An 18470-nucleotide genomic window follows, 5' to 3' on the forward strand; every position below is an offset into this window, starting at 1 on the left:
TTATGATTCTTTTTCAGTTTATCTTGTATTTTATTAAACTCTTTACTTGGTGGCGTTAAACATACAATCGTATCTCCTGAGGAAGGATTGGATTCAATATCTTTCGTAAAAAACTCAATTTTTTTAGATTGCTTGAGGATAAACAATAATATTGTATGAGTATCACGATCCTTTTTATAATCTTCATAAGTGTATTGATTGGTTAAGGATGTTTTTCGCAACAGATGACCACTTCTTAGTTTATCCTTCAACTCTTCGATTCCCTCTACCGGCATAAATACTTCTCTACCTCCAATAGTATGATCAATATCGATAATATCGTCCCCCCCACTATGACTTTGTCTTGGTAAACGGTAAACATTCTTGCGTCCGAATTCTGGTAAGAATGTTGAGCATACCAAGGCATTATAAGAATCATATTCAGTGGCAGCCAACAGATAATCATATGGTGTAAAGTCCATGGTATATTCTATTTGTTCCGATAGAATCTCGCAATGGTTATACTGAATCCCCCCCTCTTTTCGTGCACGTGTCAATCTATCCCATGAGGAATCTACTACAACAGCTGGAATTTCCAACTCTTTCATCGCTTTTGCTATCGAAATTGAAAAACGGTTGGACCCAACGATGATGACACCTGGTTTTCCTTCAGATGACAAATTTAATTTCCTGGCCAGCCAGCCGATTGAAAAACCATGAACCACAACGGTAGAAAAAACCAAGGCAAACGTTAAGGATGTAACTAACGAGGCTCCTTCAAAATCGTTATCTGCCAGAATAGTCGCAAAATAGCTGGCAACGGTTAAGGCTACGATTCCTCTCGGTGCAATCCACCCGACCAGCGTTTTTTCCCGTAAAGAAAGTCCTGACTTTATTGTTGACAAAAAGATCGACAATGGCCTTACAATAAAGAGCATTAATAACACATACCCAATAATTTTTGGCTGAAATACATCTAGTAACGTATCTAGTGTCAGCGATGCGGTTAACAATATAAATACCGTTGAAACTAACAGTATCGATATATTTTCTTTAAAGTGCCGCATATCTTTTATCGAGGAGATACCAAGGTTTGCCAGAGTCATCCCCATTGCTGTAACAGCTAAAAGTCCTGTTTCATGCTTGATCTCATCCGCTATAATAAAACAGGCGATAACTGCAGCAAAGACTGCTGGTGATTTTAAAAATTCAGGGATATGACCTGACTCAAACATCCAGCCTGTCACTTTCCCAAACACAATCCCTATTATCACAGCTAATAATGAGGCTAAAAGAAAGAACAATAAGGATGTAGGATCTTTCGCGTCTAATGAGAGAAATACAATCGTTTCAAAAGCAAAAACAGCTAGTAAAGCTCCGAATGGGTCAACAATAATACCTTCCCATTTTAAAATTTTAGCGGGTTTTGGCTTCAATTTAGATTGTCTTAATAATGACAAAATAACCGTCGGACCTGTTACAATAAAGATACCACCGATCACAAATGCGACCGCCCAGGATAACCCAGCAATGTAATGTGCTGTGATTGATCCTAAAATCCACGCTAAAAATGCTCCCCATGTTACAATTCGAAAAACCGGCTTACCAAGACCTTTGATTTCTTTAAAATTTAAATTTAAGCTACCCTCAAAAAGGATGATCGCAACAGCTATTGATATAAATGGTCTGTACAGATCGCCAAAAGCCTCTTCAGGATTCATCCATCCGAATATAGGACCAACTAAAAGCCCAGCAATGGACATCATTACGATAGCCGGTAACTGAAACTTCCATGCCACCCATTGTGATCCTACTCCAAGTACAACAATAAGCATGATCATTAATAATAACGAATCCATCATTGCTCCTCCCTTACTTTATGAATCTTCTATCTATCACATATGTTTTTTTACAATAAGCTATCGCTATTCTATAGGTTAACGAAGTCGATGTAAATATATTTAGTTCGGCGCTATATTTATAAACGTCAAAAATGTTATGATATTAATCGTGATAAATAAAAAAGGATGATATATATGGTTAGAAATACTTTAACTCTTTTGAAAAATTATTTCGGATATGATGCCTTCCGACCTGGACAGGAAAAAATAGTTAACCAGGTCCTAACTCAGCAAAACACCTTAGCTATTATGCCAACTGGTGGAGGAAAATCAATCTGTTACCAAATCCCTGGTTTGGCTTTAGGTGGTATCACGATTGTGATCTCCCCCCCGCTTATTTCCTTAATGAAGGATCAGGTCGATTCACTGGAGGCTCTGGGAGTAGAGGCTACTTATATTAATAGTTCACTCACCACTAATGAACAAACTGAAAGAATAACAGCTATTAGAAAAGGCAAATACAAATTCATTTATGTAGCTCCGGAGCGCTTTGATTCCAGCAACTTCTTTCACATGATTAATTCACTGGATGTTTCTTTGATTGCTTTCGATGAAGCTCATTGTATTTCACAGTGGGGCCATGATTTTCGGCCAAGCTATCGTACAGTAATTGATACTGTCCATCAGCTAAATCATCAGCCAACATTAATAGGTCTAACAGCTACTGCGACGACAGAAGTAATACATGACTTACAGCAATTATTAAATGTAACAGACGAGATGGTTGTAAATACTGGCTTTGCCAGAGATAATTTATCTTTTGAAATGGTAAAGGGGCATGATCGGAACGGCTTTGTATTGGACTATGTGAACAACCATCACGAAGATGCTGGGATTATTTATGCGATCACAAGAAAACAGGTTGATCAATTATACTTTTTATTAAAGGAGAAAGGGGGGGTCTCCGTTAGAAAGTATCATGCTGGCATGGCAGAGAATGCACGTAAAGAGGCTCAAAATGATTTTATCTATGATAACGTTCGAGTGATGATCGCAACCAATGCATTTGGCATGGGAATTGATAAGTCAAATGTCCGTTACGTGATTCATTATGCCTTGCCAAAGAATTTAGAAAGCTACTACCAGGAAGCGGGTCGTGCGGGTCGTGACGGTGAACCAAGTCAGTGTATTGTACTTTTCTCCGGACAGGACATCACATTACAAAAGTACTTAATCGATCAGTCAGAAATGGAAGAACCAAAAAAGAAGAAAGAATATGATAAGTTACAAGCCATGATTAATTATTGTCATACCGATCAGTGTTTACAGCAATATATCCTCGAGTATTTTAATGACATAATATCGGATCACAGCGAATGCGGACGCTGCTCCAACTGTAATAATGATTTAGAAAAAGTAGATCATTCCAAAGAGGCACAAATGGTATTATCATGTGTGAAACGAATGGATCAACGTTTTGGTGCCAGCTTAGTTGCCAAAGTTCTTAAAGGCTCTAATGACAAGAAGGTCAAGCAATTCCGTTTTGACAGACTGTCTACCTATGGGCTTTTGAAGCATTTTACGGAAAAGGAATTAGTTTCGTTTATTCAATTCCTCGTTGCTGAAAATTATTTAGTGGCAGAAGGTGGACGTTTCCCAGTATTAAAGTTAAGTCCTCGAGCTGTTGACGTTCTTAAAGGGGGGGAGGACAAAGTGTTTGTTCAAACTGCAAAGGTAGAAAAACAAGCAGTGGTCGAGTATGATGAGGAAGTTTTTGAACAATTACGGACACTAAGGAAAAGCCTGGCAGATGAGCAAGCTGTTCCTCCATATGTGATCTTTTCAGATAAATCATTGCGTGAAATGTCTGTGGTAAAGCCAAAAACAAGATATGAAATGTTACAGATTCATGGAGTTGGCGAGAAAAAATTCGAGCAATATGGTGAGGAATTTTTAGCATGCTTTGCGGACAGTATGTGACACTCTGATACAATGCTTTCAGTGCTAATATTGTTAATGATTTGCATAATAAATAACCGTTTCTGTGCATCCCAAGTAATTCTTTCGGAAATTTTGCATAGTTTACACTCTTTTCTGTGCATTCAGACTCATCCTTTTGGAACTTTCGCATAATTTTTTTTGATTAAACGAGTGGATATGTTTTACTGAGCCTACCCTTTTTTGTTCGCAAAAAAGTTCCGCCTTCAAATAGCGGAACTTTTTATTATTATTTATTAAAATTTTACAGCCCATTCTCCGTTACGAAATACAGGTTCCTGATTACCATCTTTTGTCTCACCGTCAATATCTAAATCTGCTGAGCCGATCATAAAGTCAACATGTGTTAAACTGTCATTCACACCATGTTTATCTAACTGTTCTTCATCCATATCTGATCCACCTTCTAAATTAGTAGGATAGGCTTTTCCTAAAGCAATATGACATGATGCATTTTCATCGAACAACGTGTTATAGAAGATCAGACCTGATTGTGAAATTGGTGAAGCATGTGGAACAAGAGCTAACTCCCCTAATCTCATCGCACCTTCATCTGTTTCTAATAAATGCTTTAACGTTTCATAACCTTGTTTCGCTTCAAAGTCGACTACTTTTCCATCTTTAAATGTGAAACTAAAGCCATCAATCATATTACCACCGTATACCAGCGGTTTCGTTGCAGTCACCTTGCCATCTACTTTGTATTTGTGTGGCATAGTAAACACTTCTTCTGTTGGCATATTCGGGTTAAACGCATTACCATTTGGAGTATTAGCTGCCCCACCCTTCCAAATATGACCTTCTGGCAGTTCAAAACGTATATCCGTGCCTTCTGATTTAAAAATAAGCGCACGGTAGGATTTTTTATTTAAAAATTCACGTGCCTTTTTCAACGTATTATTGTGTTGATCCCACGCCGCTACAGGATCTCCCTGATCGACGCGAACGATTTTAAAGATTTGATCCCATAAGCTTTCGATTGCGTCTTCTTTCGTTTTATCAGGAAAGATTTTTTGAGCCCAATCTCCCGTTGGAATGGAGATGATCGACCATGGAATACGATCATTCATCGTATATTGACGAAATCCCTTCATTGCTTCGCCACTCGCCTTGTTTGCTTTTGCAACTTTCCCTGGGTCAATATCCTTTAATAAGTCTGGATTTGTCGAACGGATCGCTAACAGTGCTGCACCATCTTCGGCAAAATCTAAATGCTTAGCTACTTGCCAATCTGGAATATCAGTAAGTACATCTTCTTCGGCGTATTGAAATTTCATTAAGGTTAGCTCATCATCTGTCCAGTTAATATGGACATTTTTGGCACCTAACTCATATGCTTTTTTAGCGACTATTTTGGTGAAATCTGCCCCCCCTTCAATAGACGAATTAATTACTAATGCCTGATTTTTTTGTAAATTAACACCTGTTTTTAATGCGAGTTCTGCATATTTTTCTTTTAGTTTTTGTTCAGCCATTACGATTCCTCCTTGATTTCTTCTACGAGGACGGATAACTCTTCCCATCGCTCCATTTTCTTTTCCAGTTGGTTTTCAAAGTCACTTTGCTTATCATATAAGGGTTGAATTTTTTCTATATCACTACCAGCTTCAGTAATCTCTACTGCTAATTCCTCTAGTTTAGCTTCTAAATCACTGATATCTTCTTCAATTTTATCCCATTCCTGTTGCTCGTGATAAGATAACTTCTTCTTTTTTTGTTTGGAATCCTGAGGTGGAACCTTTTCTTGCTTACTTATTATTTCTTCCTCATTCTGTTGCTCTCTAAATTCGGAATAATTACCATAAAAGGTTGTTAATGTTGGTTTACCAGTAAATGCAATAATTTGCTCGACGGTTTTATCTAGGAAATAACGATCGTGAGAAACGGTGATCACCACTCCCGGAAATTGATCTAAATAATCTTCCAGGACGGCCAATGTTTCGGTATCCAGATCATTCGTAGGTTCATCTAAGAATAAGACATTTGGCTCCTTCATTAGTACAGTTAAAAGATAAAGTCGACGTCTTTCACCACCTGATAATTTGCGAACTTGGGTCCATTGCTGCGATCGCGGAAACAAAAAGCGTTCTAACATTTGCTCCGCTGTAATGATGTCGCCTTGAATCGTATGGACAACCTCTGCTACATCGCGGACAATATCAATGACTTTTACCGACTCATCTAATGGAGGATGATCCTGTGTATAATATCCTATTTTTACCGTTTCCCCCCCAATATCAATTGTTCCTTGATCTGGTTCAATCAGTCCAGCGAGAATGTTTAATAATGTTGTTTTCCCACTACCATTGGCACCTACAATACCAAGCCGGTCATTCTGTTTTATCAGAAAACTGAAGTCCTCAAACAAAACCTCTCCATCATAGGATTTTTTCAAATCCTGAATATCCATTACTTTTTTACCTAGTCGAGTCGAACCAACTGAGAAGCTCACATCTTTTTTTGCAGTAGCAAATGATTTCTCTTTCAGTTGCTCTACTCGATCAATTCTGGCTTTTTGTTTCGTTGTTCTTGCTTTAACGCCTGCCCTTAACCATGCGATTTCCTTTTTAAGTATATTATTATGCTTTTGTTCTGCTTGTACTTCTTGTTCTTCCCGGAGTGCCTTCTGTTCCAAGAAGATTTGATAGTTACCTGTATACGTATATAAATTACCCTTATCGAGCTCGAAAATACGTTGGTAATGCGATTTAGGAAATAGCGATCATGAGTAACTAACAAGATGGCTCCACGATAGTTCGGCAAATACTCTTCCAGCCATTCTATCGAGTCATTATCCAGATGGTTTGTTGGCTCATCCAATATCAGCAAATCTGCAGGCTGAATCAATGCTTTGGCAATGGCCACCCGCTTACGCTGACCACCAGAGAGATGTTCTATTTTTTGTTCAAAAGAGGGTACACCCAACTTTGTTAATATTGTCTTAGCAATTGTCATGGCATCCCATGCCTGATATTGATCCATCTTTTCCTGTGCTTTAAATAAACGGTTTTGTGTTTCCTGATCCGCGGGGTTCTTCTCTAACGCTAACGCGGCAGCCTCATATTGTCTTAACGTCACCATAATGTCTGCATTACCGTTATATATTTGATTAAGTACTGTATCCCCCCCTTCCGTTAATTGAGGATCTTGATCTAAGTATTCAATCTGGTAATCATTAGGATGATCCATCACGCCTGCCTCTGCATGGTCGATTCCAGCTAACACTTTTAACAGAGTAGATTTACCTGTTCCGTTAACCCCGATTAAACCAATTCTATCTGTGTTTGTTATCGCAAATGAAACCTTATCAAATAAAACTTTTTCACCATATGTTTTTACTAAACTTTCTACTTTCAATCCACGCATTCTATCTATCCTTTCTAGGAAAAAACGTTATGTATCATCATCATTACACTTTTAATTCTCTGAAAAGTGTTATAAGATCGGTGAAATTAATCTTGCGATGGATTCCTTGAAGCGAATCCATGTGGAGCGTTGCTGGTATAAAGAATATGTAAGCTGTGTTACATCTTCCATATCCTTTTTGAACTCATCAACGAGTATCTCTGCCAAGGTCTCATTATATAAGAAAGCATTAACTTCAAAGTTCAGACGAAAACTCCGAACATCAATATTAGCCGTACCCACAGAAGCTATTTTATTATCCACTACGATCATTTTAGCATGCAAAAAGCCTTTCTGATAAATATAAACCGTTGCACCTGCTTTTAGCATTTCCCCCCCAATATAGGAGTAAGTTGCCCAATATACGAAGGGATGATCCGGTTTGTTAGGTATCATAATTCGAACATCTACTCCTGAAAGACAGGCAATCTTGACGGCGTCTAACAGGCTTTCATCAGGTATGAAATAGGGGGGGTTTGAATATAGACGTATTCCTTAGCTGACATGATCATTTTTATGTAACCATGCTTGATTTGCTCCCAATCAGAATCAGGACCACTCGAAACAATTTGCATCCCAGTATTTCCATCAGAAGTGGAATCATAAAAACGCTCATCATATTCAATATCATGACGAGATGCCTGATTCCAATCTAAAATAAAACGGGTTTGAAGATTCTTAACAGCACTGCCGACAATTCGTAAATGCGTGTCACGCCAATAACCGAAGCGTTTATCCATTCCTAAATATTCATCCCCCCCGATATTAAAACCGCCTATATAACCTATTTTCCCATCAATAATGACTAATTTTCGGTGATTACGATGGTTTATTTTGAAGTTAACTTTCGGAATTAACGGTGGAAAAAAACCTTCTACGTCTGCTCCTGCATCACGCATTTTTCGTATTAATTTACGACTCAATGTACGAGAACCTAAGTCATCATAGAGAAAACGAACTTCGACACCTTCTTTTGCCTTTATGATCAGTGCCTCAGCTAAACGATTCCCCAAATGATCTGATTTCACAATATAATATTGCAGGTGTATATGATCCGTTGCCTGATCGATGTCTTCAAGCAAGGAATTAAATTTGTGATTCCCATCTGTAAAAACATTAACACTATTATCTTGCGAATAAATCGCATCATTATTACGTAAATGTAAATAAAATAAGTCCTCATACTGTGACATTCCTGGATCTTTTAAAAAAAAGTCGCCACTTTCAATTTCCCTCAATTGATGCTGTACTGCTGTTTTTACACCTAACTTACTTTTGGTATCCCATGTAAAGATGGCTTTGTTACTTAGCTTTCTTCCGAAAATTAGATATAAAATAAATCCGAATATAGGAATAAATGTCAACACCATTATCCATGCCCAGGTTGCCGTTGCATTTTTGCGTTCTAAGAAAATTATCGTTAATGACAAAATAATATTAAAAATTAAAACGAAACTAATGATAAATTGTGTTAATTCCACTCTAACCCCCCCTCCCCCCCTCATATCTCTTTCCTATTAATAATATAGCACAAATGGCGCAAAATAGCTGAACACCCAAATCGGTAACCTCTCAAGGAGCAAAACTTACTTCATCTATCATCCAACACAGGAGGCTTCTCGTCAGGGTTTCCTTCTATGCGTGAGCCTGAATTCACGATGACCTGGCTCCTCGTCGGGAGTTTCATCGACGTCTATGCTTGAATTAGCGAAAGGATAAATTTACAGACAACTTTCTTCATTATTATATGTATTATGTAAACGTTGCTTGTATAATCAAAAGTAATAACGAGCAACAGGAAATGTAGTGCTTACTTTCCTGTTGCTCCTCTGTCTGGGATTAGTCGATTGTTATCGAACCAGTATCTGTTTGACTTTTAGGTCCCTTTATTTCTAAAACGCCATTATGAAAGCTCGCTTTTGCTGACTTTTTGTCAACGGCATAAGGAAGTGTAATCGTCCGTTGATTGCGATGCTGTCTTCGCTCTTTACGATAATATTGAAAAGATTCATCATACTTTTCTTTCTCTTCCTTATGATGAACGATAATCGTTATTTGGTTTCCTAACAACTTCAATTCTATTTGTTCCTTTTTCAAGCCCGGAAGATCTACCTGCACCATCCATTCCGTGTCTGTTTCAACAACATCAACGGGAATTTGCTTCGGTATTTTTGCTTGTTCAAAAAAACTATCAATCGTCTCCATCACATTACGAGTCGGCTTATCATATAAAAAGGAATCAAGCTTTTTAATAAAGTCCTCTCCCCCCATTCAGGTATATTCCCTTTATTTTGTGCCATCATCTCATTCCTTTCCTTGTAATCTCCACTATATCTTATGCGAGTCAGTAACAAATGCTCATTCAACAAAATATGTAATTTTCTGAATTTTCATTTGACCATATCCAAAATATACCTTATAATGAGAGCAATTGAATAAAGCGAAACTCTTATTTAGAGTGGCAGAGGGAATAGGCCTGTGAAGCCCGGCAACCGTCAGTTTGAACAACAAATTGAAAAGGTGCTACATCCTACAGGTTAGACCTGAAAGATAAGAGGAGGACACACTGATACTATAACCTCTTCTTACACTTTTGTAAGAAAGAGGTTTTTAATTTATTTTAGGAGGGTACATAATGACAAATTTTCAATTTCCACGAAGTGAAACAACACTATTGCATGGCGGCCAACAGGTTGATCCTGCTACAAATGCTCGTGCCGTTCCAATCTATCAAACTACTTCCTATGTGTTTAATAATACGGAGCACGCCCAAAATCTGTTTGCACTGGCAGAAATGGGGAACATTTACTCTCGAATTATGAATCCAACTGTAGATGCATTTGAACAACGCATTGCATTGCTAGAGGATGGTGTAGCAGCTGTAGGAACCGCTTCAGGCGCATCTGCGATTACATTAGCGATTCTAAACTTAGCAAATGCGGGCGATGAAATTATTGCGGATAGTAATTTATATGGCGGAACATTTAATTTATTCAACAAAACATTACCAAAGTACGGAATTGATGTGAAATTTGTTGATGGAACAGATCCAGAGAATTTCCGCTCAGCGATTACCGAAAAAACAAAAGCAATTTATGGCGAAGTTATTACAAACCCTAGTTTAAATGTGCTTGATCTCGAAGTCATCGCAGATATCGCACACGAAAACGGAATTCCGTTAATTATTGATAACACGTTTGCAACACCATATGTATGTAAACCTATTAGCTGGGGGCGCCGATATTGTCGTACACTCTGCAACAAAATGGATTGGTGGCATGGTACTTCCATCGGTGGTGTAGTAGTTGATAGCGGGCGCTTTAATTGGAACAGCGAACGATTCCCAGGCTTTACTGAACCCGATGACTCCTATAACGGTATCCGCTTTGGTATTGATATTGGACCACCTGCATTTGCAATTAAATTGCGAGTTCAGTTACTTCGCGATATCGGACCATCATTAAGCCCGCAAAACGCATTTTATTTCTTGCAGGGTCTAGAAACATTGCACTTGCGTATTCAGCAGCATAGTGAAAATACAAAAGTTGTTGCTAATTATTTAGAGAATCATCCTCAAGTCGAATGGGTATCCTATCCCGGACTTGAAAACCATCCATCAAATAAATTAGCAAAAAAATATTTTTTCCGTAACCTTTTTGGTTCGATTATCGTCTTTGGTATAAAGGGTGGAAAAGAAGCAGGTCGACAAGTAATTGATAATGTAAAATTATGGTCACATGTCGCCAATGTAGGGGGGGATGCTAAATCTCTTATTATTCACCCGGCATCTACAACACATCAACAATTAAATGCGGAAGAGTTAAAATCTTCAGGTGTTACTGAAGAACTCATTCGACTTTCTGTTGGTATTGAATCAGCTGATGATATTATAGCTGACCTTGATCAGGCAATTGCTACAGCTACCAATAGTGAGCCAACAATTAAAGCTAACGCTGATCAAGCGATTAGTTGGGCATTATCCTCTCCATTGGCTAGAGAAAATGGTGAGATTCGTCCAAAAACAATTGCTGTTGCTGGAGCTATTGAACAATCTGAGGCACTTGTTAAATTACAAAAATTAGGCTATCAAGTGATACCGGCCGACAATATTGATGGTGATGTCGACATTTTATTTGTTGTCGACAGTAATGAAGCAGAAAATGCTTATTCAGACCAGGCCAAGATAGTCTGGTTTGCTGAAGGGCAAACAAATGAAAGTGTCAAAGGCAAGGCTGAAGCGAACGGACAAATTATTATTGAAAATAAATGTCCATATCAAGAAGCTGATCGCTTACGCCGCGGAGAATAATCCTTCTCCCTAATTACCGTTATTTATCTCCCCCCCAAGATAAATATATATACAGGAAGACCGCAAACCTTTTCATAGATTTGCGGTCTTTTGATTTCATCAAAAGCTCCTTATCTATTTACCTGCCAAACATTCGTTTGATACAATACATATCATTTATAAAAAGTATTCTTCTTCCAGCATGATATTTAAATTGTTTGCATATGGTATAACACAGTAAAGTTGAAGTGTGTTAGAATCATTAAATGGGTATATATTATGGAAGAGATTTTATATTGTAGGTGTTGTCCATGCATAAGAAAAAACTTATTATGCTTCTGATATTAATTACAGCTATATCGTTAGGAGTATTTTTATTTTACGCTTTGCCAGATCCGTCTTCTGAGCATGTGGAACCTGCTAACGAGCAATCGTCAGAAGACATTACAGAAGAAGATACAACAGAAGAACCCGTAGAAGAAGAGGAAGCATCAATTTCCCAAAATATCCAAGACGGAGTACGGGATGTCTTTGACGCCTTAAACTTTTTTCAGAAAGATACCCATATTGTGGCGATTGGAGATTCTCTTACACAAGGAGTAGGCGATGAAACAGGCAATGAAGGTATGTGGGGATTCTGGAAGATCGATTAGACGAACAGAATTACGACGTTACTTTTGATAATTTCGGCAAGCGTGGAAATCGCACAGACCATTTGTTAAAAAGATTACATGAAGAACCCGAAATTACTAAAGCGCTTGAAGATGCTGATATCGTTCTGATGACGATAGGTGCAAATGACATTATGCAAATTATGAAGGATAATTTTATGAATTTAACGGTAGAACCTTTTGTAGAAGCGCGCGAACCATATGGGAATCGGCTGTCTGAAATTTTTGATTATATTTTATCAGTTCAACCAGAGGCAGAAGTATATTTATTAGGTTTCTTTAATCCCTTTGAAAAATACTTTGGTGATATCGAGCCTTTAAGACAAATTTTAACACGCTGGAATCACAAAAGTTTAGAAGTTACCAATCAATATGATCAGGTAACCTATATTCCAATGCAGGATATTTACCAAAACGAAGCTCAAGATGTGTTTGCAGAAGATAACTTTCACCCAAATAGCAAAGGCTATGAGTTAATCGCAGAACGAGTCATTAACTATTTAGAAAATGATATTGACGAAGCACAAAACTAGAGGATGACATAATAATGAAAGAATCTCAAATAACTAATTGGAAAAAAATGTTCATTACTTTAATAGTAGTTAACTCAGTTATTTTTCTTGGAATTCTACTTTTCATTTTTTGGCCAGCTCCTGATGTAGAGATCCCAGAAAAAGTGTTCCTCGAGGATGAATCAGGTGCAGAATTCACGGTTAAATCAAGTAAAACCAATTTAAATGAATTGGTGAATGCGTATATTGATAAGCTTCCTAAACCAGGTAACATTCAATATGCAGTTAAATTTGATGAGGAAGTACATTTAATGGGAACGGTAGCAGCTTTCTCAACAGAGGTTCCTGTCACTATTAGCTTTGAACCAATTGTACAAGAGAATGGTGATATTATTTTACACGCAACTGGAATGTCACTAGGTTTATTGAGACTACCCGAGGATCGCATTTTACAATATGTTAATAGCCGAATCGAAACCCCTGAGTGGATCACAATCGATCCCAAGGAAGAGCAAATTTACATTGCCCTGACAAAGATGGAATTAAAGAGTAATTTCCGTGTAAGGGCACAACAGATCGATTTAGAAAATGATAACATTTCCTTTCGAATTAAGGTTCCTAATAAAACATTAGGATTGTAACGGCTGGACGCTATCCGGCCGTTATTACTTTTTTTCTGTTAAGTTATTTTGGTATACGTAAATCGCCGCTTGCGTCCGATCTTGAACTTCCAATTTGCTTAAGATATTACTCACATGTACTTTGGTTGTTTTTAATGCAATAAAAAGCTGGTCCGCTATCTCTTGATTCGTATTCCCGTGGGCAATCAGTAATAAGATCTCCATTTCTCGATTTGTCAAACTGTCATGTAATGCAATGGTCTGTTTATGTCTCATCTTGGCCATTACTTTGGCCGTAACCTCTTTCTCAAAGACGGATTCTCCCGCATAGGTATCACGAATTGCTTTAGCAATGACTTCTGCCTTTGACGTTTTTAAAATGTAGCTGGTAGCCCCCCCGGCCTCTAATACGGGATAGACCTTATCGTCATCAATGAAGCTAGTAACAATTAAAATTTTTGCTTCGGGCCATTGCTCAATAATGAGACGGGTCGCTTCGATTCCATCCATTTCTTCCATCACTAAATCCATTAAAATCACATCTGGCTTTAGATCTAATGCTAGTTCGACTGCTTTTTCACCATTATCGGCCTCGGCAATTACTTCCATATCCTTTTGTGTTGCCAAATAAGCACTTACGCCAATTCTTACCATTTCATGATCATCCACAAACAATACCCGAATCATTGCTAGTTCCCTCCTTCACTGATCAATGGCACACGCACTTCAATTTTTGTCCCTTCCGTTGGGATGCTGACAACTTTCAAATGCCCACCAACCTCTGCGGCACGTTCATACATATTAGTCAGGCCATATGAATTATTCCGTTTTTCTTCTAAATTAAATCCTATTCCATCATCCGCAATTTTTAAAATTAAAAATTCATCCCTTTTAATCAGTAACACATCAATATTTTCAGCTTTAGCATGACGTAATGCATTAGAGATCGATTCTTGTAAAATACGAAACAATTGGTCTTCTATTCCTTTATTGATGATAACCTCTTCGATTCGCCAAGTTATCTTCATAGGAACCTTCGTATGTAACTCCTCTAATAATTGCTCCATTCCTTCTTTTAAAGAGTTATCCTTCAGTAAAATAGGCCTTAAATGCAACAGCAATGCTCGCATTTCCAGCTGGGCCTGCTGAATCATAGCTTCTATCTGATAAAGCTGCTTCGAATTGGTTTGGGTATCTGTAGCTAATACAGCAGAAACAAGCATTGAAGCAGCAAATAATTCCTGACTTACAGAGTCGTGCAGTTCTCGCGCTAATCGATTTCTTTCTTCTGAAATAACCTGATTAATCGTTTCTTCATGCGCATTAGCTCTTTCTTCTATTAACTTTTGGGCGCGCTTCGTTTGGTCCTGAATATATTGTTGCACTTCCTTTAAACGACTGAGGACAATTTTCATTTCTTCATAAGCAATCGGATCAGTAAAGGATTGATTATTCAATAATCGGTTAATATTTTTTTCTAAAAACTTCATGCAATTTTGCCAGAAGGTAGCCATCACGAGGCCAATAATACAGCCAAACAGAAGAGTAACCGTTGGGAGCATAATTACAAATGGTACTTCCAATACCTTTACCGTCCATAATAAACGAAAATCATTGATCGGAAAAGCTAAATAAAAGAAGATACTTAGGATGATAAACAGTAAGAAGGAAAATAAAATACTACTCGAAATAATTCTTGTATATAACTTCATCCCCCCCTTCTCACCTCAAGCTTTCCTGCCAGCATTTGGGTATAGATTTTAATTCTTTGAGGTGCAGAATGATATCCTTTTGTTTGTAACTGAAGGGTCCGATTAAAGGAATTTTTTTCCTGATGATCAAATACATCAATGTCTCCAAATACTACGGCATGATCAATCGTAACCTCCACATCATATGGAACAATAATACTGATATTACCTACCAGGTGACGAATAATCATCACAGACTCTTCTCTCGGAAGCATCGTATTATTTAAATCGATAACAACATCGCCAACGGCAGATTGAATATTAAGATCCTGCCAGGCAAACGCCTCCTCTGTCGTATGATACTTACCAAACCATTTATTTTTGATCACTCGATCTTCATAGATCGTTTCTTCTGTAATATCAATGTATCTTGAGACATTATTTTTTCCCTTATTTTGATACCAGTTCCAGATAAAGTAGATAATTATTATAAATATAAAGAATCTAATCGCAAATGTATTAATAATAGCAATAAAAACAAAAAAAGCACCACCCCCCCAGAAGATCGTTTTACCTGTTGTTGATTGATAAGAACGTTTACCAATATAAAGACCAAACGCTCCAAGGGCTGTCAGAAACAGAAGGCCTACATCTAAGAAAATAAATTCTATCAGTAAGAATACACCAGCAATGATTAATAACAATTGCCAAAAATCATATCCTGCTTTTTTCGACATATTCACAGGCCTCCTTTGTTTGGTTTCTTTCACACAGCAAAAGTGGTAAAAGGTGCAGAAAAATCTGCACCTTTATAGAATAGCATGTTTTTAATTAGAATTCGCAACTTTTTTTTCCAATTCCTGAAAGCGGGCATCTAAGGTGTGCAAGCGATATTCAGAATGTACGCGCTGTTCGATTCGTTCTATATAGCTTTCCAATTCGGCAAATTTAGAGGCACTCTTCGATACAAGTTCTGTCTCCAATACTTTATTCATTCCTTCTTTTGTGCGTGCCACATTTTCTCTGCTTTTTAGCTCAAGACGTTTCACATATAAATCTTTTAATTTTTGTTTCATCTGTACGTATTTGTTTTCGATCATTTCCAGATCTTTAACCGATTTATCATACATATCATTCAGCTGCGTGACTCTTGCTTCAAATTGGTCCAGTTCTGTTTTTGCTTCACTAGCCAGCTCTGTTTCTTGCATTTCTTCAGCAAGCTGATATTGACGCTTACGCTTTTCCACCATTGCTTTTGATTGATTTAGTTCTTTCGATATATCCTGTTTGATTTCATATTGCTTTTCGACAAGAACTTTAATTTTTTTTACTTCTTGTTCACATTCACGAATATACTGATTTACATGTGCAATTGGATTTTTTTCCTCCTTTTGATCCATTAAATCGTGTAAATCCGCCATCATCGAGTCTTTGATACGTGTAAGTAAGTTTGCCATTATTAATTCCTCCTTTGATTTTTTAAAGCTTATCCCAGGATAAGTCATTATCTTTATAGTATTTATTTTGTTTTTCCTGTTGCCATTTTTTATAGATATAATACAGTACTACTAACGCCACCACGCCAATTAGAGCCGGGATATTCGATAGTGACATCGACGCTCCAATTAAAATGACAATGCCCCCCCAGCCCACCTTTGATCCAGTTGTTGTGGCCATAATAAATTTTCTTACACCGTAATAGGCAACCGCAATACTAATCAATAATAAAATCATGGTACCGAGATTGGTTAATAGAACTAATGCTGCAATAACCGCTAAGCAAATGAGTAGAAATGTTTTCATGTGTGTTTCCTCCTTCCATGTCTTCATCATATCTTTTTTACCAGAATGACATAACTGGCTGAAGATATATTTTCAACTAAGACTTGAGGCTTATTTTATAGAAATAAGAAAAGAGCTAGCGTGTATACTAGCTCTCTTCTTATCTTCGTTATCAGGAAACTTAATCTAATTCTTTTATCATAACTCTTTAATATCAAAGGATATAACTCGTTCAGTAGTTGGATTATAGACAACAGTTCCTCTGACTTTGATCCTCTCTTGTTGTGACTGTAAAGTATAATCATAGATTTCTTTAATTTTATTTGAGGTAGGTTGTGTTTTTTCAACAAAAAGATAATCGGTAACATGATAATTAGGGTAAGCTATTTGTGTCACCTCTAACAAATATTTGCCCCCCCATTTTACTTGCTCTAGTTCTGGCGATGGTTGAAATTCAATGGCTAGCACACCGATGGCCGGGTTTGCTCCTAAAGCTTCAAATGCCTTGCGGTGCAAATTAATGTTTGTGGCAGATACATTAGGCACAGAGTCGACAACAGTAACAATGATTTCTCTTGCATTCTGTGGATTTTTCACTTTCAATGTTTGACCACACTGATACGGGGAATTGCTACTTACAGCCGCTGTCATATATTGATAATAGGACCACGGAATGTTGCACTGTGTCGTCGTTCCTCCTTCTGTCCATGTCGCCTGTCCCTTGATATAATTTTGTCTTTGCCAATCTTGATATGCATCTTGTGGCTGAAAAATTGGGTATGGATAATACGTTTGAAAAGGATAGCCATATCCATAATTTGAGTACATATAATCCCTCCTGCTAAAAATATTCATTCAGGATAGTTTATGTACGCCTATAGTTCTTTTGTGACAGTAACCTAAAAAAACATTCAGCCTTCTTTGAATCAAAGATATCATTCCATTCTCTTCACAGGAATTATAGTTAGTCCCCCCCCTACGAAGCATTGTTTCATTCAACTCATCCAATAGAAAAACCTTTATGACGTACATAAAGGTTTTTTCGATATAATTTAAATAATTGCTGTTAACTATAAATTCTTTTCCATAACGGTATCTGCACTTCATATCCACCGTGCTGTTGTAAATAAATCGATAAATCACCATGATAAATTAACTGTAAGGCATGCCATTCCTTTAAATCCTGTGGTTTGATGAGACAAGCCGGTTTATCGTTACTATATAATCCAGCCTCTTTTAACACGGTAACGACAAATTCCGAACAGAAAAACGCATGTTGTCTGTTCCATTCCATGTTAAAAAGTACTCCGAATAATCCTAATAAGTTATAACGATAAAGGTCGGTTTCCACTTCCATTTTTTTAATACGGTGCCACAATAATTGGTACGTATTCTCTGTAATCGATAATTGATAAATGGCGCATTTAGCGTGACTAAAAAAAGGTGAGCGCAAATCTTCTTTGACAAAACCTCCACTCCATGGATTATAGGCTTGTTTCCGTCCAAAACTGTACACTTCTATCATGGATGTATCAAATGCTATGGATGCGTGATTAAGTGTGGATTTGGTACAAAGGTTTATCATTCGTGATAACATCGTGCCCGTATCTGTGAAAAGAAGATAAATCTTTTTCATCTTCACTTCCATCCACCCCCCCTTGCAACTTTACTGAGATTGAATCT

Annotated in this window: 17 protein-coding genes, 1 pseudogene and 1 riboswitch; of the genes and pseudogenes, 5 read left to right on the plus strand and 13 right to left on the minus strand. The window is 37.4% G+C overall.

Features of this window, described 5'->3' with window-relative positions:
* Positions 1 to 1841: cation:proton antiporter (locus tag JCM21714_RS13545; protein ID WP_035725169.1), on the minus strand; the 1841-nt coding region annotated here is incomplete at its 3' end.
* A gap of 174 nt (positions 1842 to 2015) precedes the next feature.
* Between JCM21714_RS13545 and recQ the strand changes: the two genes are divergently transcribed.
* Entirely contained in the window at positions 2016 to 3800 is a 1785-nt protein-coding gene (gene recQ / locus JCM21714_RS13550) for a DNA helicase RecQ (protein ID WP_035725116.1), read from the plus strand.
* A gap of 254 nt (positions 3801 to 4054) precedes the next feature.
* Here the strand turns inward: recQ and JCM21714_RS13555 are convergent, their stop codons facing one another.
* The 5 genes and pseudogenes from JCM21714_RS13555 to JCM21714_RS13570 form a co-directional block, all read right to left on the minus strand.
* Positions 4055 to 5293, minus strand: a complete 1239-nt coding sequence (locus tag JCM21714_RS13555) for an aminopeptidase (RefSeq protein WP_035725119.1) — start codon at positions 5291 to 5293, stop codon at positions 4055 to 4057.
* Entirely contained in the window at positions 5293 to 6453 is a 1161-nt protein-coding gene (locus JCM21714_RS24335; RefSeq protein WP_369403599.1) for an ABC-F family ATP-binding cassette domain-containing protein, read from the minus strand. Before JCM21714_RS24335 ends, JCM21714_RS13555 begins: the two co-directional genes overlap by 1 nt.
* Positions 6366 to 7184: an ATP-binding cassette domain-containing protein gene (locus JCM21714_RS24340; RefSeq protein ID WP_369403600.1), complete on the minus strand. Its 819-nt coding sequence runs from the start codon at positions 7182 to 7184 to the stop codon at positions 6366 to 6368. The genes JCM21714_RS24335 and JCM21714_RS24340 overlap by 88 nt, the downstream gene beginning before the upstream one ends.
* Positions 7185 to 7253: 69 nt before the next feature.
* A pseudogene (gene cls / locus JCM21714_RS13565) lies at positions 7254 to 8704 on the minus strand (cardiolipin synthase).
* Positions 8705 to 9062: 358 nt separating this feature from the next.
* Positions 9063 to 9494, minus strand: a complete 432-nt coding sequence (locus JCM21714_RS13570; protein ID WP_052000674.1) for an Hsp20/alpha crystallin family protein — start codon at positions 9492 to 9494, stop codon at positions 9063 to 9065.
* A gap of 175 nt (positions 9495 to 9669) precedes the next feature.
* A riboswitch (SAM riboswitch) is annotated at positions 9670 to 9780 on the plus strand.
* A 78-nt stretch (positions 9781 to 9858) separates the two neighbouring features.
* Between JCM21714_RS13570 and JCM21714_RS13575 the strand changes: the two genes are divergently transcribed.
* From JCM21714_RS13575 to JCM21714_RS13585, 4 genes are all read left to right on the plus strand, one after another.
* Positions 9859 to 11532 (plus strand): PLP-dependent aspartate aminotransferase family protein, encoded by a 1674-nt coding sequence (locus JCM21714_RS13575; RefSeq protein ID WP_235182874.1) that lies wholly within the window; start codon positions 9859 to 9861, stop codon positions 11530 to 11532.
* Between the two features lie 290 nt (positions 11533 to 11822).
* Positions 11823 to 12164, plus strand: a complete 342-nt coding sequence (locus tag JCM21714_RS21915) for a hypothetical protein (RefSeq protein ID WP_235182875.1) — start codon at positions 11823 to 11825, stop codon at positions 12162 to 12164.
* Positions 12140 to 12715, plus strand: coding sequence for a GDSL-type esterase/lipase family protein (locus JCM21714_RS21920; RefSeq protein ID WP_235182876.1), 576 nt, complete (start codon positions 12140 to 12142; stop codon positions 12713 to 12715). Before JCM21714_RS21915 ends, JCM21714_RS21920 begins: the two co-directional genes overlap by 25 nt.
* Before the next feature lie 14 nt (positions 12716 to 12729).
* Complete coding sequence (locus JCM21714_RS13585) at positions 12730 to 13335, plus strand: YpmS family protein (protein WP_035725121.1); 606 nt, start codon at positions 12730 to 12732, stop codon at positions 13333 to 13335.
* A gap of 24 nt (positions 13336 to 13359) precedes the next feature.
* On the opposite strand, the gene JCM21714_RS13590 is transcribed toward JCM21714_RS13585, so the two are convergent.
* From JCM21714_RS13590 to JCM21714_RS13620, 7 genes are all read right to left on the minus strand, one after another.
* Positions 13360 to 14001 carry a response regulator transcription factor gene (locus JCM21714_RS13590; protein ID WP_035725123.1) on the minus strand — a complete coding sequence of 214 codons (642 nt, stop codon included), beginning with the start codon at positions 13999 to 14001 and terminating at the stop codon, positions 13360 to 13362.
* A gap of 2 nt (positions 14002 to 14003) precedes the next feature.
* Positions 14004 to 15026: a sensor histidine kinase gene (locus tag JCM21714_RS13595; RefSeq protein ID WP_035725125.1), complete on the minus strand. Its 1023-nt coding sequence runs from the start codon at positions 15024 to 15026 to the stop codon at positions 14004 to 14006.
* Complete coding sequence (liaF, locus tag JCM21714_RS13600) at positions 15023 to 15742, minus strand: cell wall-active antibiotics response protein LiaF (protein ID WP_035725127.1); 720 nt, start codon at positions 15740 to 15742, stop codon at positions 15023 to 15025. Before liaF ends, JCM21714_RS13595 begins: the two co-directional genes overlap by 4 nt.
* Before the next feature lie 90 nt (positions 15743 to 15832).
* Positions 15833 to 16462: a PspA/IM30 family protein gene (locus JCM21714_RS13605; RefSeq protein ID WP_035725129.1), complete on the minus strand. Its 630-nt coding sequence runs from the start codon at positions 16460 to 16462 to the stop codon at positions 15833 to 15835.
* A gap of 22 nt (positions 16463 to 16484) precedes the next feature.
* Positions 16485 to 16808 carry a lmo0954 family membrane protein gene (locus tag JCM21714_RS13610; RefSeq protein WP_035725131.1) on the minus strand — a complete coding sequence of 108 codons (324 nt, stop codon included), beginning with the start codon at positions 16806 to 16808 and terminating at the stop codon, positions 16485 to 16487.
* Between the two features lie 177 nt (positions 16809 to 16985).
* The gene (locus tag JCM21714_RS13615) at positions 16986 to 17615 is read right to left on the minus strand and encodes a DUF3889 domain-containing protein (RefSeq protein WP_035725132.1); all 630 of its coding nucleotides are present in this window, start codon (positions 17613 to 17615) and stop codon (positions 16986 to 16988) included.
* Positions 17616 to 17853: 238 nt separating this feature from the next.
* A complete protein-coding gene (locus JCM21714_RS13620) occupies positions 17854 to 18435 on the minus strand; it encodes a hypothetical protein (RefSeq protein ID WP_235182877.1) in 582 nt (193 codons plus the stop codon).
* Positions 18436 to 18470: the final 35 nt, after the last annotated feature.

Source organism: Gracilibacillus boraciitolerans JCM 21714, assembly GCF_000521485.1.
In the GTDB taxonomy this organism is placed as follows: domain Bacteria; phylum Bacillota; class Bacilli; order Bacillales; family Amphibacillaceae; genus Gracilibacillus; species Gracilibacillus boraciitolerans.